The organism is Solimicrobium silvestre, assembly GCF_002976435.1.
Classification (GTDB): Bacteria; Pseudomonadota; Gammaproteobacteria; order Burkholderiales; family Burkholderiaceae_D; genus Solimicrobium; species Solimicrobium silvestre.
Map to the genome: position 1 here is coordinate 124812 of NZ_PUGF01000002.1, position 22121 is coordinate 146932.

The 22121-nt window shown below is 46.7% G+C and carries 23 protein-coding genes; 17 read left to right on the top strand and 6 right to left on the bottom strand.

Annotation, left to right across the window (positions count from 1 at the left end):
* Positions 1-13: 13 nt before the first annotated feature.
* The 3 genes from S2091_RS03030 to S2091_RS03040 all read right to left on the bottom strand — a co-directional run bounded on the left by S2091_RS03030 (position 14) and on the right by S2091_RS03040 (position 1208).
* Complete coding sequence (locus S2091_RS03030) at positions 14-469, bottom strand: hypothetical protein (RefSeq protein ID WP_133166844.1); 456 nt, start codon at positions 467-469, stop codon at positions 14-16.
* Between the two features lie 150 nt (positions 470-619).
* Complete coding sequence (locus S2091_RS03035; RefSeq protein WP_105530320.1) at positions 620-922, bottom strand: antibiotic biosynthesis monooxygenase family protein; 303 nt, start codon at positions 920-922, stop codon at positions 620-622.
* Positions 923-962: 40 nt separating this feature from the next.
* Entirely contained in the window at positions 963-1208 is a 246-nt protein-coding gene (locus S2091_RS03040; RefSeq protein WP_105530321.1) for a substrate-binding domain-containing protein, read from the bottom strand.
* A 129-nt stretch (positions 1209-1337) separates the two neighbouring features.
* On the opposite strand from S2091_RS03040, the gene S2091_RS03045 reads away from it, so the two are divergent.
* Entirely contained in the window at positions 1338-2237 is a 900-nt protein-coding gene (locus S2091_RS03045; RefSeq protein ID WP_243405301.1) for a LysR family transcriptional regulator, read from the top strand.
* A 94-nt stretch (positions 2238-2331) separates the two neighbouring features.
* Here S2091_RS03045 and S2091_RS03050 read toward each other — a convergent pair whose 3' ends face one another.
* A complete protein-coding gene (locus tag S2091_RS03050; RefSeq protein WP_105530322.1) occupies positions 2332-4344 on the bottom strand; it encodes a tetratricopeptide repeat-containing sensor histidine kinase in 2013 nt (670 codons plus the stop codon).
* Positions 4345-4489: 145 nt separating this feature from the next.
* Here S2091_RS03050 and S2091_RS03055 point away from each other — a divergent pair, with 145 nt between their 5' ends.
* The 4 genes from S2091_RS03055 to S2091_RS03070 all read left to right on the top strand — a co-directional run bounded on the left by S2091_RS03055 (position 4490) and on the right by S2091_RS03070 (position 7181).
* Positions 4490-5821 (top strand): NAD(P)/FAD-dependent oxidoreductase, encoded by a 1332-nt coding sequence (locus S2091_RS03055; protein ID WP_105530323.1) that lies wholly within the window; start codon positions 4490-4492, stop codon positions 5819-5821.
* Positions 5822-5841: 20 nt separating this feature from the next.
* Positions 5842-6240 (top strand): hypothetical protein, encoded by a 399-nt coding sequence (locus S2091_RS03060; protein ID WP_105530324.1) that lies wholly within the window; start codon positions 5842-5844, stop codon positions 6238-6240.
* Positions 6241-6425: 185 nt separating this feature from the next.
* The gene (locus tag S2091_RS03065; protein WP_105530325.1) at positions 6426-6887 is read left to right on the top strand and encodes a hypothetical protein; all 462 of its coding nucleotides are present in this window, start codon (positions 6426-6428) and stop codon (positions 6885-6887) included.
* Positions 6888-7181 (top strand): type II toxin-antitoxin system RelE/ParE family toxin, encoded by a 294-nt coding sequence (locus tag S2091_RS03070; protein ID WP_105530326.1) that lies wholly within the window; start codon positions 6888-6890, stop codon positions 7179-7181.
* 5 nt (positions 7182-7186) lie between these two features.
* On the opposite strand, the gene S2091_RS03075 is transcribed toward S2091_RS03070, so the two are convergent.
* On the bottom strand, positions 7187-7957 hold the full coding sequence (locus S2091_RS03075; RefSeq protein ID WP_105530327.1) for an exodeoxyribonuclease III: 771 nt from the start codon (positions 7955-7957) through the stop codon (positions 7187-7189).
* A 120-nt stretch (positions 7958-8077) separates the two neighbouring features.
* Between S2091_RS03075 and pyrE the strand changes: the two genes are divergently transcribed.
* The 5 genes from pyrE to ggt all read left to right on the top strand — a co-directional run bounded on the left by pyrE (position 8078) and on the right by ggt (position 12975).
* Positions 8078-8743 (top strand): orotate phosphoribosyltransferase, encoded by a 666-nt coding sequence (gene pyrE / locus S2091_RS03080; RefSeq protein WP_105530328.1) that lies wholly within the window; start codon positions 8078-8080, stop codon positions 8741-8743.
* Between the two features lie 19 nt (positions 8744-8762).
* Positions 8763-9734, top strand: coding sequence for a type II secretion system F family protein (locus tag S2091_RS03085; protein WP_105530329.1), 972 nt, complete (start codon positions 8763-8765; stop codon positions 9732-9734).
* 65 nt (positions 9735-9799) lie between these two features.
* Positions 9800-10666 carry an HDOD domain-containing protein gene (locus tag S2091_RS03090; protein ID WP_105530330.1) on the top strand — a complete coding sequence of 289 codons (867 nt, stop codon included), beginning with the start codon at positions 9800-9802 and terminating at the stop codon, positions 10664-10666.
* 130 nt (positions 10667-10796) lie between these two features.
* Positions 10797-11063 carry a hypothetical protein gene (locus S2091_RS03095; RefSeq protein ID WP_105530331.1) on the top strand — a complete coding sequence of 89 codons (267 nt, stop codon included), beginning with the start codon at positions 10797-10799 and terminating at the stop codon, positions 11061-11063.
* Positions 11064-11250: 187 nt separating this feature from the next.
* The gene (gene ggt, locus S2091_RS03100; RefSeq protein ID WP_105530332.1) at positions 11251-12975 is read left to right on the top strand and encodes a gamma-glutamyltransferase; all 1725 of its coding nucleotides are present in this window, start codon (positions 11251-11253) and stop codon (positions 12973-12975) included.
* Between the two features lie 13 nt (positions 12976-12988).
* On the opposite strand, the gene S2091_RS03105 is transcribed toward ggt, so the two are convergent.
* Positions 12989-14155, bottom strand: coding sequence for a tetratricopeptide repeat protein (locus S2091_RS03105; RefSeq protein ID WP_105530333.1), 1167 nt, complete (start codon positions 14153-14155; stop codon positions 12989-12991).
* Between the two features lie 225 nt (positions 14156-14380).
* On the opposite strand from S2091_RS03105, the gene S2091_RS03110 reads away from it, so the two are divergent.
* The 7 genes from S2091_RS03110 to S2091_RS03140 are packed head-to-tail and all read left to right on the top strand — an operon-like array spanning position 14381 to position 22059.
* Positions 14381-14788 (top strand): hypothetical protein, encoded by a 408-nt coding sequence (locus tag S2091_RS03110; protein WP_133166845.1) that lies wholly within the window; start codon positions 14381-14383, stop codon positions 14786-14788.
* Positions 14789-14834: 46 nt separating this feature from the next.
* A complete protein-coding gene (locus S2091_RS03115; RefSeq protein ID WP_105530335.1) occupies positions 14835-16103 on the top strand; it encodes an efflux RND transporter periplasmic adaptor subunit in 1269 nt (422 codons plus the stop codon).
* A 16-nt stretch (positions 16104-16119) separates the two neighbouring features.
* A complete protein-coding gene (locus S2091_RS03120) occupies positions 16120-16815 on the top strand; it encodes an ABC transporter ATP-binding protein (protein WP_105530509.1) in 696 nt (231 codons plus the stop codon).
* A gap of 10 nt (positions 16816-16825) precedes the next feature.
* Entirely contained in the window at positions 16826-18148 is a 1323-nt protein-coding gene (locus S2091_RS03125) for an ABC transporter permease (RefSeq protein WP_105530336.1), read from the top strand.
* Positions 18149-18160: 12 nt separating this feature from the next.
* On the top strand, positions 18161-19393 hold the full coding sequence (locus tag S2091_RS03130) for an ABC transporter permease (protein WP_105530337.1): 1233 nt from the start codon (positions 18161-18163) through the stop codon (positions 19391-19393).
* A gap of 15 nt (positions 19394-19408) precedes the next feature.
* Positions 19409-20752, top strand: a complete 1344-nt coding sequence (locus S2091_RS03135; RefSeq protein WP_105530338.1) for a sigma-54-dependent transcriptional regulator — start codon at positions 19409-19411, stop codon at positions 20750-20752.
* Positions 20749-22059 (top strand): sensor histidine kinase, encoded by a 1311-nt coding sequence (locus tag S2091_RS03140; RefSeq protein WP_105530339.1) that lies wholly within the window; start codon positions 20749-20751, stop codon positions 22057-22059. Before S2091_RS03135 ends, S2091_RS03140 begins: the two co-directional genes overlap by 4 nt.
* Positions 22060-22121 lie beyond the last annotated feature (62 nt).

A 22121-nucleotide genomic window follows, 5' to 3' on the forward strand; every position in this document is an offset into this window, starting at 1 on the left:
ACTGAGCTAAGCGTTACTTCAATTCAGTGATCATTGCGCTACCGGTATCCCTGACTAAGAGTTCGGCATGAGTGCGGTTACGTCGGTTGAAGCGGGTATCGGCAAATTTATATTCATTGAGTACGTTGTTGCCGTCTGGCATGGTTGATTTTAGTGCGGTGTCTTCTTCGTAGACGATAACCACGTCCTTTGAGTGGAAGTGCATCGGTGTCGGTTCTCCCAGATTCCAGCGATAACTCCAGACGATTACCTTGTCGTTTTCCAGTAATTTCACGATATGGGGGCGGTCATAGGCATCCAAATAGCCAGAGGTATTTGCCAGTGGCGGTACCGCATGTTCTTTCAGTTCGATCACGATGGTACGTGCATCGGCTTCACCGGAGATGTCGCCGCGATGTCCAAAAACAGCGGTGCCTTTGTGCGATAAAGGTACGCTGATAAAGTCGTGCTGAGCGGGTGGTAGCGGCATGGTCGTATCCCAAACCGTAACCCGTTCATTGTCGATAATAGGTTCCGCGGCTATTGCTATAGCTGAAAAATTGCTCGCAAAAACAAACAGAAATGTGAAGGCAAATTTTTTCATGTTGGAATTAACTTTTAGATTAAGGGAGTAATTGATTTAAACGACAGGAAACGCACTTTCGCGGTCAAGGGTGCAAATTTTTACATTGTATTCAGAAAAGAAACTGTTACGCCCTTTCTTTTTGGCGGCAACGTGTTCTGGATGTCTGGCCCAAATTTTCATGGCCTCTTCGGTTTCAAACTCGACGAGTGTTACTCGTTCACCATCCTGAGCTACAAATCCTTTATGAGAAATATGTCCGGGAATTTTCTCTGCGAGACTACTCATTCGTTTAGCCCATTCCATATATTCAGCCTGTAATTCCAGATTTAATCGCGAACGAAAAATGACGATGATCATGTGTTACCCCTTTTATGAATCAATGTTTATCCGAAGTGGATTACGGGGCAATCGGCAGAAAACCAAATCGTGCCAAAATTGCCTGACCTTGTGCTGATAAAACAAACAAACTAAACCGCAGTGCATCGGTATTTTCTGAGAGGATCGCTAATCCATAATGCGGATGCACTTCAAGGGTGTCAGGTAGTGGCACGCTAACCAATCCAGCGACTTGCCAACTAAAGTTACGCTTGCGAGGCTGAATAAACGTGTTTGCAATTAACCGCTTAAGAAAAAATATTGCCATGTCACTCTCCAAATCTACATTAAAGTTCGCGCTCTAATTGAGCGATAAATTCCTGTTGGCAACGATATTGCTTTCCGTTTTGATTGTAAATGGTTAATATTTAACTACACTCGATACTAGGAGTATCTAATGATTGATCGATTTACCAGCATGTCGGTATTTGTACGCGTCGCGAATAAGGGGTCTTTTGCTGCCGCGGCCGAGGGGTTAGGCTTAACGCCTGCAATGGTGGGAAGACACGTTCGATATCTGGAAGACTGGGTGGGCGCCGCTTTGCTGAACCGCACGACCCGGCGCCAAAGCCTGACGGAACTCGGTCAATTATTTCTTGAGCGAGCCCAGAATATCCTGACCGAAGTTGAATTGACTGAAGGCATGCTTGATAGCGCCCGGGTTCTTCCCAGCGGGACTTTGCGCGTGACAGCTCCTATTTCGTTTGGAGAAGTGTTAGCGCCGGCCTTGGTCGACTATTCACTGCTTTATCCGAAAGTCACGATTGATTTAAATCTCAGTGATAGCTTGGTTGACGTGCCCGGCGAGGGATTCGATATCGCTATTCGCACCGGGCCGCTGGCAGACTCCGGACTGATTTCACGTTCGCTTGCACCGTATCGCTTCTTGCTGTGCGCGGCCCCATCGTATCTCGCGAAGTTTCCAGCACCCAAAGAACCTGAAGATCTGCAACAACATCGCTGTCTTGCATTTTCTGGTTGGATGGATGGCGTGGACTGGACATTTCTGCGAGCCGATGGAGTGGAACGTCATGTACGCATACAAAGTCAAATCCGGATTAATAATCGGGTAGCGATGCGCGCAGCCGCGATGGCGGGCGGGGGAATTGTAATGCAGCCCATGGCATCACTTGCTTTAGCTGTTGAGGAAGGTAGCCTGGTACGACTTCTACCGGAATGGGCGCCACCCTCAAAACAATTGCATCTGGTCTGGGCCCAAAATCGCCATATCACCCAAAAACTTCGTACTTTTATTGATTTTGCTGTGGCACGCTTCGGTGAGCAGGAGTCGGTTTAACTAAAGTGAAGGGAATAAATAGGGCATTGTGGCTTTTTTGATGCGAATATGCCCGCTACGAGGATGACGATATCCTCGCCTCCATCCTAAAAACTCAATCGCTAACCCGTGGAATAGAAATCGAAAAACAGGAGCCAAGACCGACTTTGCTGCTGACATGAATTTCGCCGCCGAGTATGTTTTTGACGAGGTTGAAAATGATGCTTAAGCCTAAGCCATTGCCGCCTTTGCCCAGCTTAGTTGTGAAAAATGGATCAAAAATATGCGTCATCACTTCTGCACTCATGCCTACGCCGTTGTCGTTCACCTCAATCAATACATCCTCTTCTTTCAGGCGGGCGGCGATGTTGAGTACACCGTTGGTTCGTCCCTCAAAAGCATGTAGTCCGGCATTTTCTATAAGTAATACAAAAATTTGCACCACCGAATTTGGGTAACTGACCAAAGTAAGGTCGTTCGGGATTTCCCATTCAATTTCAAATGGGTTTTCCAGAAAGTGGTCATTACACGCATCGCCAATTTCTTTAATCAATTGATGTAGAAAAAAGCTGCGTCGATCCTGATTCTCGCGGGTAATGGCAATTTGTTTGAAGTTATTTACCAGACGCACGGCATTGTTTAAACTTTTCGTGAGTAGCCGGATGGAGTGTTCGGACTTGTCGAGATAGTTAGCCAAATCCGAGCGGCGCATCATATCGCTGTGCATTAAGCCAAGAAATTGATGGGTTTGATCTTCCAGCGTGGAAGCCACCAATACGCAATTGCCAATCGGCGTATTTAATTCATGCGCAACCCCAACCACCATCGAACCCATAGCAGCCATGCGTTCTGCGTGCGCTAATTCAAGTTGATTGTGCTCAATGTTAAGCAGGGCGCTTTTTAAGTGCTGGTTAGTTTTTTCTAATTCGGTGGTGCGTAGTTTTACTTCGGCTTCGAGTTGTTCAGAATAATGCGTGAGCTGTTTATTTTTAATTTCATTTTGTAGCGCACTATTTTTTTGCCGGATAAGTTCGTTCTCACGCTTAATCTGTGCAACCTCCTGAGCAATTTCCAGACTTTTTAAACGCCAGCCACTTTGCTGGCTGAAGTAGTGTTCGCGCACTTCGTGCTGTTGCTCGGTGTAGTGCAACGCTTGGGCAAATTCGCCATGTTGTTTGTAATGGTCTGCCAACTCGCCTAATAAATCGGCGACATGGTGGTTGCCATCAATTTTTTTAGCGATGACTAATGCTTTCTGCAAATAAGTGACGCTGGCTTGCGGCGCATGGCGCTGTTTTTCCAGTTCGGCATATAAGTGTAGTACTTGCGCTTTGATTAACAGAAAGCGATTGGTTGTGGAGAGTTTTAAGGCTTGATGAAGAAAGGGTTCGGCCAGCTTGATTTCATGCATTTTGATGTAAATTTTTGCGGCATGGGCCGAAGAAATTGCCATGACCGATAAGTGCTTATTTTCTATCGCAATCTGGTGCGCTTCCAGAGCCAGGGGTAACGCGGTAGCTAAATCATTCAAGTTTAAATAGGCGTTAGAGAGGCTGTCTAATACGCGCGACAGTAATTCTTTATCATCCGTTTTGCGCAAAATATCCAGGCTTCGGTGTAAATGCGGTAATCCAGTCTCGGACTTACCCATCATCACGTAGTTGTAACCCATATTGTTGAGTGACCTGCCCAGCCAGATTAGATCTTCATCTTCAGTTGACTGTGCATCATGCAAATTAATGGCGCGGTGCATGTAATTTAATGCCTCATCATAAATTCCCTGATATCCATAGGTGTTGGCGATGGAGAGTAACAGGGACTTTACCAAGCGCACATCATGGTGCAATTCGGCAATATTTAATGCTTCTGTGCCAGCTTTAAGCGCTTCACCGTAATTGGAAAATTCCGTTAAGATTTTGCAGCGTAGAAATAGTGCCCGCGCTAATTCAGGCGATAACTCCAGCGCATGCAAGCGCGCTAACAGAATTGCCTGCCCAGTTAACTCAAGCGCCGTGGCTGGGTCAATAGAGCGTTTTGGTTCCGCCTCTGATATTATATTGTCAATTTTTAACAATATCTCTGCAGTGGCCAGTGGGCTAAGTTCATTTGACGCTAGATTTTCGGTCATGATTGAATTCAAAGGCTACCTGCAATTGATAAATCATTTAGTTGCTTAAAGTAATCAAACGGAATACCCGTACAACAATCCCACTATATACAATGTTCACTTTAACGGTTTTCCACCTAAATCCAAGGCAAAGAAGAGAGAATTCATGATAAATCAGGATGCGAATGTTGCTTTACAGCACATTGTGATCGTCGGCGGCGGTGCGGGCGGGCTGGAACTGGCGGTTCGTCTGGGAAAAAAACTAGGCAAAACGAAGAAAGCAATTATCACTTTAGTTGATGCGTCACCAACTCACCTATGGAAACCGTTATTGCATCAAGTCGCGGCAGGCACTATGGATAGTCATGCCGATAAACGCGGATATTTTGCCTTAGCTCACAGTCATCACTTTGACTTTCGTTTTGGCCGCATGGACGGTTTAGACCGGGCCAATAAACAATTATTTTTAGCGCCGGTACTTGATGAAGACGGCGAAGAGATATTACCTCGATCAGTACTTAGCTATGACAGCTTAGTGATAGCGCTCGGTAGTCAGACCAATGATTTTGGTACGCCCGGTGCGCGTGAACATTGCATTATGTTAGACACGCCAGTCACCGCCGAGCGTTTTCACCATCGCCTGCTTAGCCAGTGTTTGCGTGCGCAAGCTCAAATTCGGGAGCGCGGCGAAGGCCGGTTTACGGTCACTATTATTGGCGGCGGTGCAACTGGGGTTGAGCTGGCAGCAGAACTGCACATGACTACTAAAATTTTATCCAGCTACGGTTTGGTGAATTTTCATCCGGAAAAAGAACTCAAAATTGTGATTGTTGACGCTGCCAAGCGGTTATTGGCGATGTTGCCGGAGCGCGTATCCACTGCCGCTGAGCGCGAGTTACGCAGCCTCGATGTGCAAATTTACGCCAATGAGCAAGTGGTCGAAGTATCTAAAGAGGGCGTAAGAATGGCCAGCGGTACCTTTATCCCGAGCGGGATTGTGGTGTGGGCAGCAGGCATTAAAGCACCGGACTTTTTAAAAGAGCTGGATGGACTGGAAACTAATCGGATCAATCAACTAGTCGTCACACCAACCTTGCAAACCAGCCGTGACCCTGCTATTTTTTCTATAGGGGATTGTTCAGCGTGCGCGCAAGGTGAGGGGATGCCCAATGTACCGCCCCGCGCGCAGTCGGCACATCAACAAGCTGAATTGTTAGCCAGGTCCTTAATCCGGTCAGTGCAAGGCAAGTCATTATTGCCGTTTGTATATAAAGATTATGGCTCGCTAGTTTCACTGGGTAATTACAGCACCGTGGGGAATTTAATGGGTTCCCTGTCCAGCGGGTCATTATTTATTGAAGGAACGGTAGCCAAGATTATGTATTGGTCACTGCATAAACACCATCAAATAGTAGTTAATGGCTGGTTTCATACCTGGCTGACGACGTGGGCTGATTTGATTAATCGCGTTAAAAATCCACGTATTAAATTGCATTAAAAGTTAATCAGGGCTAAACAATGCTGAGTCGGATACCAACTACGTTATCAAAAATTGTGATCCTATCAGCATTGGCATGCGCTTCCCTGTTACTGGGTTGCGATAAACCCGAGGCGACTACGCAGGTTGACCCTGAAGTAGTGGCTAAAGAAAACGACGCCCGCGCTACGGGCAGCGCTTGCCGCCAAGCTGGTCGGGCGTTGGAAGATTGTTATTCCATGAATCCAACCGCACCACGCGCTGCGGTGTTTTCGGGTTGGAAAGACATGAATGACTACATGCGTGAAAACAAAATGGAAGTCGTTAAACCGGAAGCGGAAATGGCTAAAGCTGCTGGTGCCAGTAGTGCCAGTGCTACAGATGAAGCGGCAAGTGCTAGCGCTAGTTCCAGCGCAAGTGGCAAGGGTAAGAAAAAATAACGTCTGATGCGGTAGGCTGGAAGCAGATTAAAACTCTGCACGAAATATATTCCTGATCAATATCCCCACTCAATGAAATACCTTTGCGACTCTGTCATATAGCGGATGATTTTTGTTTAAGATTGCACGTTATTTGTTATTGATGCACAATATTAATTGTTTATGAACGATAAAAGAGGCTGACCATGCAATCACTCACGCTAGAACAATTGCGAGCAACGCATGAGGCAGGTGGTATTACGGGGGTAACGATTAAGGCACAAGGCGGTGATTTTTTGGTGCGTTTTGTCACCCGTAATGGGGATGCTGTATTGACCAAAGCACGTAGTACTGAGCCGCGCTATTTTAGTAATCCACTGCAAGCTATTAATTTATTGAAGGGAGTGGGAATCATGATCGGTACTTTCGACGTGAGCCTATGGAATCCCCTGCAAAAAAATACCTCACGAGTTAGACCAGATCGCGCTGTTGCGCTCAAGCAGGTGCATGAAGCGGCCGACTATGATCGCTGGTTTCGCGCACAGGTGGAGCAGGGACTGCAAGAAGCTGAAGACCCGGCGACCGAATGGGTAACGCATGAGCTTGTTAAGGAAGACATCGCACAGCAACGGGCTGCTTTGCTGGTACGGGCAAGTGGGAACAATTAAGTGGAATTAATTTGGACGCCACATGCACGACAGGCCAGAACGGCCGCAATTGATTACATCGCCAAAGATAGTCCGCATGCCGCGCTGGCTCAGTTAAACGAGATTGAGCGGCAAACGGATATGCTGATTGATTACCCTGAAATGGAGCGATTAGGAAGAGTAGACGGTACGCGTGAATTAGTAATCAGCAACACTTCTTTTGTGGCTATCTACCGCTTAAATTTGCCGGCCAACCGAATTGAGTTATTCCGTTTTGTGCATAGCTCGCAGCGGTGGCCGGCGACCGTGCGCTGATTTATCTACGCGCTATATTCAATCGTCAACGGCGCATGATCTGAAAACCGTTGCTCTTTGTAAATTGCCACCCGCTTCGCCTTGGCCGCAATGGCTGGTGTGGTGACGTGATAATCAATCCGCCATCCGACGTTTTTTGCCCAGGCCTGACCGCGGTTGCTCCACCAGGTATATTGTTCAGCTGCCGGTTCAACACAGCGAAATGCATCGACATAACCGACTTCACCGATCACATGCGAGAACCAAGCACGTTCTTCGGGCAAAAATCCTGAATTCTTCAGATTGCCTTTCCAGTTTTTTAAATCAATCTCTTTATGGGCAATATTCCAGTCGCCACAAATCACAATTTCTTGTCCACTGGCTTTAAGTTCGTTTAAATGTGCCAAAAATACATCCATAAAGCGAAATTTGGCGGCTTGACGTTCTTCGCCGGATGAGCCAGAAGGGCAGTACAGGGAAATTACCGAAAGTTTGCCAAAGTCGCAGCGCACATAACGTCCTTCGGCATCAAATTCTTCATTGCCAAAGCCGATGTACACCGCATTCGGCTCTTGTTTGCTATACACGCCTACGCCGGAATACCCTTTTTTTTGCGCATAATGAAAATGACCGTGATAGCCGCCTGGCGCTAAAAATTCGGGTTGCATATCGCCAACTTGGGCTTTCAATTCTTGCACGCAAACGAAGTCGGCCGATTCGGCTGCCATCCATTCAAAAAAACCTTTTTTAGCAGCCGAACGGATGCCGTTTAAATTTGCGGAGATAATTTTCATCATGGTTTAGCGTAATAAATTAGTAATAGTTGGGAAATGGAGTGCTGATAAAACGGCTGCTTAGAATACCTTAAAGCGACTGATTATGATTAAATAGCGGAAAATTATCTACTGAATGAATCTATGAAAAATCTCCGTCAAGAATTTATCGCGTTTTCCGTGCAAGCTGGTGTGCTCTCGTTTGGTGAATTTATTACCAAAGCAGGTCGCACTTCGCCGTATTTTTTTAATGCGGGTTTGTTTAATGAAGGCGCAAACTTAGGCCAGTTGGCGCAGTTTTATGCGCAGACATTATTAGATTCAGGCATCGAATTTGATATGCTGTTTGGCCCGGCTTACAAAGGTATTACCTTAGCGTCTTCCACGGCCGTAGCATTGGCCGGCATGGGGCGCAATGTGCCGTTTGCTTACAACCGCAAAGAAGCCAAAGATCACGGCGAAGGCGGCACGATTGTGGGCGCTAAACTGGCAGGCAAAGTGGTTATTATTGATGACGTTATTTCGGCCGGAACCTCGGTGCGTGAATCGGTGGATATGATCCGCGCTGCCGGCGCTACACCTAGCGCGGTGCTGATTGCGTTAGACAGAATGGAGCGCTCTGGTAAAGATGATGCATTGACAGTGAATTCGGCGGTGCAGGAAATTATTAATACTTACCAGATGCCAGTGATTTGCATCGCTAACCTTGCCGATTTGTTTGACTATTTGTCTAGCGGCCAAGCCAGTCAATTCGAGCAATATACGGCGGCAGTGCGTGATTATCGCGCTAAATACGGTTCGCAATCTTAAGCGCATTTAAATTATAACCATGTCATTACCTCCATTAGCGGACCAAGTACGAGCAGATCTGTTCACACATTTGGCCGCAATGGAGAAAGCCGGCCTTCCTCCTGACAAATCCTTTTCGCTCCTGCGCCTGCCTGGTAATCTGCAGGCGCGTGTTGTTGCTTTGCGCAAGTTGCTTGGACGTGGTGTTGATATTCCTACGGCGGGTAGTCAATCGGGGCTGTTTTCAGAATTGGAAACTAACTTATTACATGCAGCTTTCAACGCAGGTAGCCCGGAACTTACCTATAAAAGAATGGCAACGCGGTATGCACATAAAGCGCGCCAGGCATCACTGATTAAATCGCGCATGGCAATGCCGCTGGTGGTGCTGTTCATTGCATTGGCAGTACAGCCGTTGCCCGCTTTGGTGGCCGGTACTTTGACTGCGAGTGGTTATTTGTTGTCTATAATGCGTCCCTTTGTGTTGTTGGCAGGTGGCGTTTTTGTGTACAAGTTTATTGCTACGCGCTTATTCAACATGACCGCTAAGCCAACGCCGATCCAAGTCGGCCTGTCTACTTTATTAACCCGTATTCCGCTGTTTGGCCCCATGCTAGTGCGCCGCAATGTACGCGATTTTTATGAAAATCTGGCGTTAATGCTGGAAGCTGGTTTGCCGATGTTGGATGCTTTGCCGAAAGCGGTGAATACGGTCAGTCTGTGCGTGATTCGCGCTGATTTCAGCCGTTTGCAAAGCATGATGGCGCAAGGCATGACCTTGGCGCAAGCGGTTGGGAACTTGCATTACCAAGGTAAATATCCGGTACAAAGTTTTGCCCAAACGGGCGAGGGTAGTGGTAGCCTTCCAGAAATGCTGCTCCGATTTGCTGATGGCGAATCAGAGGCCGTGGCGCAATTCCAGGTACAAGTTGCCGAATGGTTGCCGCGTTTGCTATACGGAATGGTCATGTTGTGGATGGCATATCAACTTCTTCATCAGCACATCATTTAACACCGTGGTTTTCCTGGGATTTACTATACTTCTGGTATGCGTGTAATTCTAGTTAATTAAAAATCATGAAAACCCCTCCAGCATCTGCGGCGCCGACCGAGCAGTCTATTGAAAAGATGCTGAATACCATACGGATACCACCGCGTCCAAGTTTGTTGTCGGAAGTGCAGCAAGAACTTGCCTGTGCTGACCCATCTCCCCAAAAACTCGCCCACATCATTGCTCAAGACGTGGCTATGGCTGGCGCATTACTGAAGCTAGCGAATTCTGCTTATATCGGTTTGAAGCTAAAAGCCAAATCCGTGGAACAAGCGGTGAATCGCTTGGGCATAGAGCAATGCAGCCTGCTGCTCACCGGAATTGTGATGCGCGAAACTTTTCATATTGAAGGCGTTTCGTTAACCGAGTTTTGGGATAACTCAACCAGACGTGCTCAGGCGATGAGTTATTTAGCCAAAAAAATGACCTTATGCCGTAGCGATATTGCCCACACTTTTGGCTTGTTTTGCAATATTGGCGTACCACTATTGTTAGCAAAATATCCTAATTATTACGCCGTACTGGAAACGGCCGATCCAGATCAGCATCAACAGTTGGCGGTTTTTGAAGAGCAGCATTTCAACACCAGCCACGCGGCACTGGGCGCATTAATGGCGCGTACCTGGGGTTTGCCGGATGAAGTGGTGGAAGCTATTTTGTTGCATCATCACTATGCTGTTTTGCACGATCATAGTAGTGATAGCACGGTGCGTAATTTAATCGCGCTGGCCTTGTTGGTTGATTACGGAATCCATCGCTACTACAGCCAACAGCAGTTTCCAGAGTGGGAAGCAGGCGGTGCTGAGGTGTGCGCGTATTTGGGGATGAGTCAGAGTGAGGCTGACGATATATCCGATGAAGTGAATGCTCTGTTTGATGTGGACTTAAACTGAGGTGAATTCAAACTGAAGTGGATTCAAGTTAGCGGATTTAAAATTCGCCATCAAAGCAGCGATCTTGTAAGATGTCGACTCAAATTTAAAGTACGCATTTAAAGTTCGATTCTAAAAGAGGTATTTACTCATGCAAGACCCCAAATTATGCGACTGTCACGGTAAACCGGTGGCGATTGGCGACATTGTGCGTATCGTCACATTGAACCAGGAATTCATTGAAAATTTTCCGTCAGAAGAGCGTATTTTGATTGAATCCATGATCGGTCAGTTTTTCAAAATATACGGCATCGATGAATTCGGCCAGCCTTGGGTTTCTAAAGAATGGCACGATGAAGACGGTGTTATGCAAACGCACATCATTGCGCTGGATCCTGAAGAGATGGAACGGATCTAAGTTTTTTAAAAAAAGTGTTTATTTACCATTTAGTTATAAACGGCAAATAAACACCGTAGTCATATGAAATGAAAAATCAGTAAAATTTGCCCCCTGCAAATTGCCAGGCACTCCCCATCCGCATAAATTAAGTTAGACTAAAGCCCCTTTGCCCACAGCAGCAACGCGACTTGAAAGAGCTCATTCTATGCATCCACCTATCGTCCGTAAACTCAGCATTTTTCTCACTTTATTAGCGTCCAGTCTGGCGGTTCAGGCCGCCTCAGTCGCTCCCGTTGCAGCCGAACACGGCATGGTCGTGACAGCGCAACATTTAGCGACCGAAGTTGGGGTAGATGTTTTAAAAAAAGGTGGCAATGCAATTGATGCGGCGGTGGCGGTAGGTTACGCGCTGGCAGTGGTTTATCCAGCGGCAGGTAATTTAGGTGGTGGCGGTTTTATGACGATCACCATGGCCGACGGGCGCAAAACTTTTTTAGACTTCCGTGAAAAAGCACCACTCGCTGCCACGGCCGATATGTATTTAGATGCTAATGGCAATGTGATTCCCGGTTTAAGCACCCACGGACATCTGGCCGTTGCTGTACCCGGCACGGTCGCTGGAATGGAAATGGCCTTAGCAAAATACGGCAGCATGAAGCGTGCGGCGGTTATTGCGCCAGCCGTGCGCTTGGCAAAAGAAGGATTTGTCTTGCAACAGGGCGATGTCGAGATGCTGGAATCCGCTACGGAGAGATTTAAACAAGATGCGCCAACTGCAGCTATTTTCTTAAATAAAGGCGAACCTTATAAAGCCGGGCAAAAATTAATTCAGAAAGACCTGGCGACGACTTTAACCGCCATCAGCCAGCACGGTGCCGATGGCTTTTATAAGGGGGCCGTTGGACACGCTCTGGTTGAGTCCAGCGCTAGTGGCAAAGGAATCATCACCCAAGCAGATTTAGATCAATATACCGCGCGTGAATTAGCACCGCTGGAATGTAATTATCGCGGTTTGCAAATCATTTCAGCGCCACCGCCAAGCTCTGGCGGCGTAGTAATTTGCGAGATGTTGAACATTCTGGAAGGCTACCCATTAAAAGAATGGGGCTTCCGTTCTGCCAAAGCGGTACATGTACAAATTGAAGCCATGCGCCATGCGTATGTGGACCGTAATAATTATTTGGGTGATCCCGATTTTGTAAAAAATCCGGTCGCGCATTTATTAGATAAAGCCTACGCCACCCAAATCCGCGACAGTATCAGCATGACCAAAGCCGGTGTTTCCAGCGAAATTCAGCCCGGCACTGCGCCGCATGAAGGCAGCAATACGACGCATTATTCCATCGTCGATAAAGACGGCAACGCCGCATCTGTTACCTACACGTTAAACAACTGGTTTGGCGCGACAGTCACGGCAGATAAAACCGGCGTGTTGTTAAATGATGAAATGGATGACTTCACTTCTAAAGTTGGCGTCGCCAATATGTTCGGTTTAATGCAGGGCGCAGCCAACGCAATTGCCCCCGGTAAGCGCCCGTTAAGCTCCATGAGCCCGACGATAGTTATGCGTGACGGAAAGCTGTTAATGGTGGTCGGTACGCCGGGCGGCAGTCGCATTATTACCACGGTGCTGCATACGTTAATTAACGTCATTGATTACGGTATGACGCTGCAAGAAGCAGTAGATGCGCCACGCTTTCATGAGCAGTGGATGCCGGATGTTACTTACGTAGAAAACTTCGGCCTCAGCCCGGATACTCGCGCCATTTTAGTCGGCATGGGCCATCATTTTGTGGAGTCACAACCGGCTAACCATATTGCCGCCATTTTAGTCGGCGCACCTAAGCTGAATGGCAAACCGGTGGCTGATAATAAATACTATGGATCTAATGACCCGCGTAGAAACACGGGTCTGGCGGCGGGCTATTAAGCGGCACAACAATTTATGGAGGCGTGTTAAACATTTTGTTTAACACGCTGATTCGTGCATTGTTTGGATTTAGTTTGGTTAAAATATTCAACTGTTCACGGGCTTTTTTTTCTTGTTTGTTGTGCCAATACGCCAGCGCCAAATTGGCATGTACCTCTTCAAACCCGTGAGTAATTTCAGCCGCATGTTCTAACGAATCAACCGCATCACTAAATTGTTGATGATTTATCTGATAAATGCCCAGCCTAAGCCAGTGATACGGATTTTTATACTGCCATTGTTTGAGTAAGTCTGTGTAGTGCTGCGCTTCATCGGTACGGTTTTGCTGGGTCAGTAAATCCCTCAATGAAGTCATTGCAATTTCGGCGTTCGGGTTGATCTGTAAACAATAACGCAGCATTTTTTCAGCATCTGCCAGTAGGTCTTTACTTCGATATAACTGCGCTAAATTGCTATAACTTTCGGCATAACTTGGATCAATATAAATAGCGGCTTTAAAGTAGGCGTAAGCCAACCTGGGTTGGTCATTCGCAAAATATTCAGAGGCTAGGTTATTGTAAAACCGCGCGGCTATACCATCTTCTGTCAGCGATCTGCCGCGTTCAAAAACGGCGAACTCAGGTTCAAAATCAATCACAAAATCACGCGCTCCCAACGTTTTTTCCTTGAGTTCAATCTGTTGTGAATTATTGACGATGATATTCACATGCTCGTTGATAAAATCAATTTGTTCCCGCCGATCAAAAAGCGTAGCACTTTCGACTTCCTGCATCTCTATTGGTAATTGCAATGCTTTTCCAACCGCGTAACTCAACATGGTTAAAGAGATGCAATCCCCATACTTATTTTTCCACGTTTCGGAAGCAATTGTTGAATGTCCGGCACGATATGGAAAAATGGTATGGGTTGAACCAAAAACGATGGTGAGTAGTTGATTCAAACGAGCAGGCATTGCCATGCGTCTAGCTAAGACTGCATTGATTTGTGCAGTTAATGCTGGATTCAAATAAAACAAATCTTGTCTGTGGATTGTGACTAAGGACGGGTCATAAGCAAAAAAAGCATCCTGCCACGCCAGTTGTTCTATCGGTATGGGTGTCACACCGGGTGGAGGATTTATGCTGGAGCAGGCACTTAAAAATAGCACTAGTAACGTAGTTAGATATTTAAAGATAGGCACGCACACCTCTTAAATTTAGTGCGACGAAGTTCCATTTTCATTGTAAGAAGGAAATAGTTTTGTGTAAAGAGATTCATTGCCATTGAGTTGGCTGTATGGCAATACGGACACATTGCAGACAGTCCGGACACGTTGTTTGTTAAAAAAATCATTTAAAAATCAATGACTTAAATTCTGGCATGGATCATGCTTGGTTGGTGTTACCTCATTAGCCCAGACAAGATCATGAACGTTGCTATTTCATTTCAATATCCAGAGCCATCGGCACCTAAGCCGCCGAGAAAGTTGAATGCCGATATCGTCGTATTCACGGTGGCTTTCGTTTTTATGCTCATTGCATGGAGCGGTAATCTCACTTCAGCCAAGGTATCTAGTTTGGTGATGGCATCAATCAGCCAGGTGGCTTTGTTGAATGAAACAGTAAGCGCGGCATTATCTTTTCATGATGATGAACGCATCTTGATTAACAACAGAGCAGATGGCCAGATGATTTTTTCTCAGACTACGCATCGGTATTTAAAATTTAACAGCGTAGTTCAACATTACGTACATCAGGCCTGGGGAGCGTCGCAACTGACTCCTTTTATGCGGGGAGTGGAGTTACCAAAACGGCGCTCTTATTTTCATTCGTAGCAAGGCATTACTGCACTAAAAACACTAAACATACCAAGGCAATTTGATGATTAGAGACACCTCATCCCAAGATTCAGTGATAACAGCATCTCAATGGCAGAAACATAAACGTCTGGGTTTGTGGGGCGCGGGCACTGCCGTATTTATTGTGGCTGCTGTTGTGATGTTAACTGCCTGGCGCAGTAGTTCGCAATCCGTCAATATGTCACGCTTGCGGATTGCCGCAGTCAGTCATGGCACGTTAGTGCGTGATGCCTCGGTTAACGGAAAAATTATTGCGGCGATTAGCCCGACCTTATTTTCTAGCGCTATTGGCACTGTGACGCTCAAAGTAAAAGCGGGCGATACCGTAAAAAAAGGAGATGTGTTAGCCGAGTTGGAATCGCCCGATATTACCGAAGCGTTAAAGCGTGAACAGTCTAGTTATGAACAATTAGAAGATGAAGTCGCACGGCAAAAAATTCTCGCCAATAAACAAAAACTGTTGGCGCAGCGCGACGCAGATCAGGCAGAAATTGAACGGATTTCAGCAGAGCGTGCTTATCAACGGATAGAAAACGCTGGCGTCATTGGCGTGGTTTCAAAAAATGACTTCTTAAAAGCGCAAGACGCGTTGAAAAGTGCAGAAATTCGTAGCAAGCACGCCGCTGCCGCTGCGGGTTTGGAAAATGAAGATGTTCAGCTAGAACTCAAATCCAAAGTAAGCCAGTTAGATCGGCAAAAAATCGCACTCGGCTATGCCCAACGCCGGGTCGATGCCTTGCAACTACGCGCTCCTGTGGATGGTTTTATTGGCACTTTATCCGTCTCGAACCGCACGGTAGTAGCTGCCAATGTGCCGTTAATGACTTTGGTCGATTTATCGCAACTGGAAGTGGAAGTAGAAATTCCTGAAACCTATGTGGCAGATTTAGGTTTAGGAATGAACGCAGAAATTAGTATCGGCGACAGTAAAGTCATGGGGAAATTATCGTCCATGTCACCGGAAGTCGCGAACAATCAAGTTCTGGCACGGATTCGGTTTGATGGTGCGCAACCGACTGGCCTACGTCAGAGTCAACGCGTTACGGCACGGTTGCTGATTGAAGAAAAACCGAATGTGATGTTGGTGCAGCGCGGCCCATTCTTAGAGCAACTGGGCGGTCGTGCGGTATATGTGGTGAATAACGGTATCGCAGAAAAACGCTCAATTAAAATCGGTGCAACCAGTGTGACATCGGTGCAGATTTTAGAAGGTTTAAAAGACGGTGATCAAGTTGTGATTGCCGGTTCGGATGCATTTGAAAACGCTAATCGTGTTTCAATTAATAACTAAATACAAAGGATTTACTATGCTACGCATGAACAACCTCAGTAAAGTGTACCGTACTCACATGATTGAAACCCATGCCTTGCGTGGCTTTGAAATTCACGTAAAAGAAGGTGAGTTCGTGACGGTGACCGGGCCTTCTGGCTCCGGAAAAACCAGCTTTTTAAATATTGCCGGTTTGTTAGAAGTATTCAGCAGCGGTGAGTATTTGTTAGATGGCGTTGATGTTAAAAATTTAAGCGACAATGAGCGTTCGCGTTTGCGTAATGAAAAGCTCGGCTTTATTTTCCAGGGCTTTAACCTGATTCCCGATTTAAATTTATTTGATAACGTGGATGTGCCGCTGCGTTATCGCGGCTTTAATCGCGGGGAGCGTAAAGACCGGATTGAAAACGCCTTAGCGCAAGTTGGTTTAGCCTCCCGGATGAAGCACTTTCCTGCTGAATTGTCTGGCGGTCAACAACAACGAGTTGCGATTGCGCGTGCTCTGGCTGGTTCACCACGGTTGTTATTAGCCGATGAGCCGACCGGTAATCTGGATACCCAAATGGCGCGCAGCGTGATGGAATTGTTAGAAGAAATTAACAGCCAGGGCACCACCATTTTAATGGTCACGCATGATCCTGAATTAGCGTTACGCAGTCAACGCAACGTGCATATTATTGACGGACAAGTCAGTGACTTAGTGCGCATATCCCCTTCACTCGTTGCGGCCTGAGGAGTAGTCGATGTATTCATATTATCTGATGCTAGGCTGGCGTAGTTTGCGTCGTAACCCGATTTTGACCGGATTAATGGTGCTGACACTGGCAGTTGGAATTGCCGCCAGTGTGTCAACGCTGACTATTTTGCATGTTCTGTCGAGTAACCCGATTCCGCATAAGAGTAGTAACTTGTTAGTGCCGGTCATGGATAATGGTCCTTTGGACGACTATGTGCCGGGCGAACCAAACTCACCGCGAAAATCGTCACAAATGACTTATCGCGATGCGAACAATCTGCTGGCTTTGGGTTTTGGTTCGAATCGCACGGCATTGTATAGCGTTCGAATGCTGGTTGAATCACCCAAACGCGAATTAGGTTTAATTGGAGTTCGCGGGATTGCGACAACCAGCGCCTATTTTCCAATGTTCGAAGTACCTTTTCGTTATGGTTCGGCTTGGAGTGCTGAGGATGATAAAAATGCGGCCAAAGTAGTGGTTCTCTCTCAAAATACCAGTGAAAAATTCTTCGGAAATGATAATCCGGTTGGAAAACAGCTCCGATTTCAACAGCAGGATTTTACGATAATCGGTGTTCTCGCACCGTGGAGCCCGTTACCTCATTACACCAATCTGTTAAGCGGGAAAAGTGCAGTTGTGGGGGAAGAAGAAATTTATATTCCATTTAATACCGCTATCACCAATAAATTTGAAAATAATGGCAATCTTTCTTGTTCTGGCCCTACAGGTCCAGGGTTTCAGGGTGTGCTCGATTCGGAATGTATCTGGATTCAATTTTGGTTTGAAACCAATTCAGCGACGCAAAATAGTCAATTAAAAGATCAACTAGACGCCTATACCAAAGATCAAAAAAAATTGGGACGCTTCCCACGCCAAGCTCCGAATGGATTGTTTAATGTTATGCAGTGGATGGAATATCTCAAAGTTGTCCCGAATGACAGCAAGCTGTCTACGTGGCTGTCGTTTGGATTTTTAGCGCTTTGTCTGGTGAATACGGTTGGTTTGTTGTTGGCTAAATTTTCTGCGCGGGCTGCTGAAATTGGTGTGCGTCGCGCCTTGGGTGCTTCGCAAGCGGATATCTTCAAACAATTTTTAATTGAAACCGTAGTGCTGGGGTTAGTGGGCGGCGTGTTGGGGCTGGCTTTAAGTTTTCTTGGCCTATGGGGCATTTCACACCAGACAGCAGATTTAGCGGTGATAGCACACATGGATCTCACTATGCTGGCAATCACATTTGTCTTATCTGTTGCTGCCAGTGTGCTGGCTGGTTTGCTGCCAACCTGGCGCGCTTGTCGGGTAACTCCCGCCATCCAATTAAAATCACAATAATTTAGGAACACTATGGAAATCCGTCCTATCGTGTCAGCGCTGTTGCGCAATAAAATGGCACCGCTGTTAGTTGCGATACAGATTGCGCTCAGTCTGGCAATTTTATCCAATGCGCTTTATATAGTTAATCTACGCATAGATGCTGCACATCGTCCCAGCGGTCTTGCCGATGAAGCCAGTACTTTTTATATGCGGATTAGTTCTAATCAGACGATGAGTCTGGTTGAGCAAAATGATAATCAAAAAAGACTATTGCAAGCGATCACCTCAGTTGCTGGCGTAGTTTCTGCTGCTGATGTCTCACAAATGCCGATGTCGCAGTCAGGATGGGATTCCTCTATTGCTTTAGATCGCAAACAAACTCAGTCAAGTGTCGAAGCATCGATGTATCAGTCATCTGGTTCCTTAGTTAACGGGTTCGGTCTTAAGTTACTCGCTGGCCGCGACTTTAATTCTGCAGACGTGATCGAGCAGGATCCGGATAGTGATTTAAAAATACCTGAAAACGTGATCGTGACCCAAACCTTGGCGCAGGATTTATATCCGAATGAGAAAAACTATATTGGGAAATCATTCTTTTGGGGCACCGGGCCGGATGCGAAAGAGTCGCATATCGTCGGCGTGGTTGAGCGTCTTCAAACATCATCTGCGCAAATTTCTGCAGAGGGTGAATATTCTATGCTGCTACCTATAAGAACCCCGACTAGCTACCCCATGTTTGTTATCAGAGCCGAGCCAGGTCAACGCGACCGTGTGATTTCCGAAGTAGAGGCCGCAGTGCGTAAAGCAGATGTGTTCCCGTTACGTATAAATACGAAGACCACGGAAAAAGATCGACAAATACGATATGGGAATGAAATGGCGTTGGTCTGGATGTTGGTCGTTGTCAGCACTTTATTGTTACTGATTACCGCCAGCGGTATCGTCGGAATGACCAGTTTGTGGGTGAGCCAACGTCGCAAACAAATCGGGGTACGGCGCGCCTTAGGCGCACGAAAAATTGATATTTTGCGCTACTTCATTACAGAAAATTTGATCATCAGTTGCATGGGTGTTGTCAGTGGTTCTTTGTTAGCAATCGGTTTAAATCAATTATTAGTAAGCCAGTTGGAATTAACAAAGCTGCCGTTTAGCTATGTATTTTCTGGTGCAGTACTGTTTTTATTGTTGGGCGTGGGCGCGGCTTATGCTCCTTCCTGGCGTGCGGCGAGTATTTCGCCGGCAGTTGCAACGCGCAGCACTTAAGTTTATTCTTGCGCTATGGCAAATATACTCATTATTGACGACAATCATAGCGTCGCTATCGCGCTTGAAGTGCTGCTGTCCTTACACGACATCAGCACTGTAAAAGCATCTTCTCCTGAGCAGGGTCTGGCAATCTTGCAGCACACACCAGTTGATCTGGTGATTCAAGACATGAATTTCACTGCTGACACCACATCGGGCGAAGAGGGAGTCCAGTTATTTCAGCAGATACGACAACGCTACCCTGATTTGCCCGTAATTTTGCTCACGGCCTGGACGCATTTAGGTGCTGCGGTGGAGTTGATTAAAGCGGGAGCGGCTGATTATTTAGCTAAGCCATGGGATGACTTGCGCTTAATAACAACGGTGCAAAACTTGCTTGAGCTCGGCGAGAGTAATCGTGTCTTGCAGCATAAGATCACTCGGGAACGTAAGCAAAAACGCACACTGGAACAAAGTTTTGATTTACGAAATTTTGTTTGGCAGGACAGCGCTACCGAGCGGCTGCTCAGTATGGCGTGCCAGGTAGCGCGTGCCGACGTACCTATTTTAATTACGGGCCCTAATGGTGCCGGTAAAGAACGCATTGCTGAAATTATCCAGGCAAATTCCAGTGTGAAGTCTGGCCCATTTGTGGTGCTGAACTGCGGTGCAATTCCAGCTGAATTAATTGAAGCAGAATTATTCGGTGCCGATGCTGGTGCTTACACGGGAGCGAATAAATCACGTGAAGGTAAGTTTGAAGCGGCTGATGGCGGCACGTTATTCTTGGATGAAATCGGTAATTTGCCTTTGGCCGGGCAAATGAAATTATTGCGGGTACTAGAAACGGGGCGCTTCGAGCGCTTGGGTTCCAATAAAGAACGGCAGGTTAAAGTCCGTGTGATTAGTGCCACGAATGCGGATTTGCACGCGATGATGAAAGCCGGTAATTTTCGCGAAGATTTGTTTTACCGATTGAATTTAATTGAACTGCGTTTGCCTTCTTTGGCGGAGCGACCTGATGATATTTTGCCGTTAGCAGAGCTGTTCCTTGAAAGCGGAAAAACACTGCACCCTTTAGCGCAATCCGCTTTGCAGCACTATCATTGGCCGGGGAATGTGCGTGAGCTGAAAAACAAAATCACGCGGGCTTGTTTGTTATGTGCTTCCAATGAAATTACCGTGCAAGATTTAGGGCTGCCACTCGCGCCCAGTGTGAGCAACAACGTGAGTGAGATTGAGCTAGACCGTGCAACGCTCGAAGCGGCGCTTAAAAATACACAAGGAGTAGTGTCGCAAGCGGCAACTCAATTGGGATTAAGCCGCCAGGCTTTATACCGCCGCATGGATAGATTAGGCATTAGCCGTAACGGATGAGGCGCTCGCTACCACTCACCAGCCGGTGTATTTTAATTGCGCTGGTTTTGCAACTGGCGGCCTTGGCATTGAACTATGGTTTGCAATGCTTTTTCCCTGCAAAAGTCAGTCTAATCGCAACTTGCCTGTTCATCTTGCCCTTGTCAGCGCTGTTCATCTATCAGCAAACTCAACCTTTTTTGTCCTTACTGCGCGCTATCAATGGCACAGTAGCCAGTTATAAAGACGGCGATTATTCCTTTAGCTTGCGATGGCTTAAAGATGATGAATTAGGCGAATTGGTCACGGCGCACAATGAGCTTGGAAATGTCTTGCGTGAACAGCGTTTGCATTTAGTACAGAAAGAACTGCTGTTAGATAACATGGTGCAGAACACCCCGGTGGCAATGCTGCTGGTTTGTGATCATGGGCCGATTGTGTATGCCAATGTCGCCGCGCGAAAATTGCTTAATTATGGTCAAAAATTGGAAGGTCATGCGTTTGAACAGATTTTGCAACAGGCCAATCAATCCTTAATAGAAGCAGTGCAACGTGGCGGCGATGGCATTTTTAGCGTAATTGAAACTGACTCACAGGAAGAAGATGTTTATTATCTGGCGCGCCGTCATTTCATGCTCAATGGGCGTAGCCATGAATTATTTTTATTACGCCAATTGACCAACGAATTGCGTCGTCAAGACGTTAAAACCTGGAAAAAAGTCATCCGCGTTATTAGTCATGAACTCAATAATTCCTTAGCGCCTATCGCTTCCTTGGCTAATTCAGGTACAGAATTGGTGCGCCGTAACCAAGTTGAACGTCTTCCGGTTATTTTGGAAACGATCGCCGAGCGTTGTCGTCATTTGGAAAATTTTATTCAAGGTTATGCCAGCTTTTCCAAGTTGCCCACGCCAAGATTGGAAAGTGTCACATGGCCGAATCTCATGAATGTATTGCAAGGCCAGACTGTGTTTGATTTAGCGGGCGAGCTGCCAGAAAAAAGCGCCCGGGTTGATTCAGCACAGCTTCAACAAGCGCTATTGAATTTACTCAAAAACGCGCATGAATCAGGTTGTGCTGGAAGTGAAGTCAGCATGTCGGTGCAGCAAATTCATGACCATTTCAGGATCGACGTCATGGATCGGGGCAGCGGGATGAGTGAAACCGTCATGACAAGTGCGCTGATTCCCTTCTATTCCACGAAACGCACTGGAACCGGCTTGGGTTTGGCCTTGGCGAGGGAAATTGTTGAAGCACATGGCGGTCGGATTGTATTGGCAAACCGCGCCGGTGGCGGGTTGGTGGTGAGTTTAATTTTTCCTGTTTAGTTTTTTGTTTAGTCTGCGGTTGGGCCAAAATTCTAACAGCCCAACCGAGTTGAAGTTAATTC

Coding starts and splice junctions, on each gene's coding strand:
- S2091_RS03125 (WP_105530336.1), top strand. CDS start 16,826: ATGTATTCATATTATCTGATGCTAGGCTGGCGTAGTTTGCGTCGTAAC.
- S2091_RS03115 (WP_105530335.1), top strand. CDS start 14,835: ATGATTAGAGACACCTCATCCCAAGATTCAGTGATAACAGCATCTCAA.
- pyrE (WP_105530328.1), top strand. CDS start 8,078: ATGAAAAATCTCCGTCAAGAATTTATCGCGTTTTCCGTGCAAGCTGGT.
- S2091_RS03090 (WP_105530330.1), top strand. CDS start 9,800: ATGAAAACCCCTCCAGCATCTGCGGCGCCGACCGAGCAGTCTATTGAA.
- S2091_RS03045 (WP_243405301.1), top strand. CDS start 1,338: ATGATTGATCGATTTACCAGCATGTCGGTATTTGTACGCGTCGCGAAT.
- ggt (WP_105530332.1), top strand. CDS start 11,251: ATGCATCCACCTATCGTCCGTAAACTCAGCATTTTTCTCACTTTATTA.
- S2091_RS03140 (WP_105530339.1), top strand. CDS start 20,749: ATGAGGCGCTCGCTACCACTCACCAGCCGGTGTATTTTAATTGCGCTG.
- S2091_RS03035 (WP_105530320.1), bottom strand. CDS start 922: ATGATCATCGTCATTTTTCGTTCGCGATTAAATCTGGAATTACAGGCT.
- S2091_RS03135 (WP_105530338.1), top strand. CDS start 19,409: ATGGCAAATATACTCATTATTGACGACAATCATAGCGTCGCTATCGCG.
- S2091_RS03040 (WP_105530321.1), bottom strand. CDS start 1,208: ATGGCAATATTTTTTCTTAAGCGGTTAATTGCAAACACGTTTATTCAG.
- S2091_RS03095 (WP_105530331.1), top strand. CDS start 10,797: ATGCAAGACCCCAAATTATGCGACTGTCACGGTAAACCGGTGGCGATT.
- S2091_RS03050 (WP_105530322.1), bottom strand. CDS start 4,344: ATGACCGAAAATCTAGCGTCAAATGAACTTAGCCCACTGGCCACTGCA.
- S2091_RS03075 (WP_105530327.1), bottom strand. CDS start 7,957: ATGATGAAAATTATCTCCGCAAATTTAAACGGCATCCGTTCGGCTGCT.
- S2091_RS03110 (WP_133166845.1), top strand. CDS start 14,381: ATGAACGTTGCTATTTCATTTCAATATCCAGAGCCATCGGCACCTAAG.
- S2091_RS03065 (WP_105530325.1), top strand. CDS start 6,426: ATGCAATCACTCACGCTAGAACAATTGCGAGCAACGCATGAGGCAGGT.
- S2091_RS03130 (WP_105530337.1), top strand. CDS start 18,161: ATGGAAATCCGTCCTATCGTGTCAGCGCTGTTGCGCAATAAAATGGCA.
- S2091_RS03055 (WP_105530323.1), top strand. CDS start 4,490: ATGATAAATCAGGATGCGAATGTTGCTTTACAGCACATTGTGATCGTC.
- S2091_RS03085 (WP_105530329.1), top strand. CDS start 8,763: ATGTCATTACCTCCATTAGCGGACCAAGTACGAGCAGATCTGTTCACA.
- S2091_RS03030 (WP_133166844.1), bottom strand. CDS start 469: ATGCCGCTACCACCCGCTCAGCACGACTTTATCAGCGTACCTTTATCG.
- S2091_RS03120 (WP_105530509.1), top strand. CDS start 16,120: ATGCTACGCATGAACAACCTCAGTAAAGTGTACCGTACTCACATGATT.
- S2091_RS03060 (WP_105530324.1), top strand. CDS start 5,842: ATGCTGAGTCGGATACCAACTACGTTATCAAAAATTGTGATCCTATCA.